The organism is Bradyrhizobium sp. Leo114, assembly GCF_055229415.2.
The window spans coordinates 1-367 of record NZ_JBUYEN020000235.1 but is presented as its reverse complement, the minus strand read 5'-3'; the positions used below and the strand labels follow the sequence as shown (position 1 = coordinate 367).

Annotated in this window: 1 pseudogene; it reads right to left on the bottom strand. The window is 52.3% G+C overall.

Annotation, left to right across the window (positions count from 1 at the left end):
* Positions 1-260: 260 nt before the first annotated feature.
* Positions 261-367, bottom strand: a pseudogene (locus ACZIRK_RS45545) (IS5/IS1182 family transposase); the annotation flags it as partial.

The window sequence follows — 367 nt, the reverse complement described above, 5'->3', positions numbered from 1 at the left end:
TACGGTCCCATTGCGTGTCGTTCAGAACGAGCCGATCCAGAACCCCCAAGGCTTCCTCCTAAAAGAAAGCCTTGAATCACGTTCCGTCTGATTTGAGAATCCCAAGAGTCCACACAGCCTAGAGCGTTTTCGAGCGAAGCATGCCCTCGGACTTGATCCGAGGGTGGACACCGGTTCGCGTGAAAACGCGTCAAAACAAGAATCTAGAGCTTCGGTTCCGATTCAATCAGAACCGAAAATGCGCTAGGTCGCGTGGACAGTTATCTTAGCCAGAGCAGAGTTGCGGCGATAGCGACGACAGCGAAGTAATTTCGTGCGGTTTTTTCGTAGCGCGTAGCAACGCGCCTGAAACGCTTCAGTTTCGAGA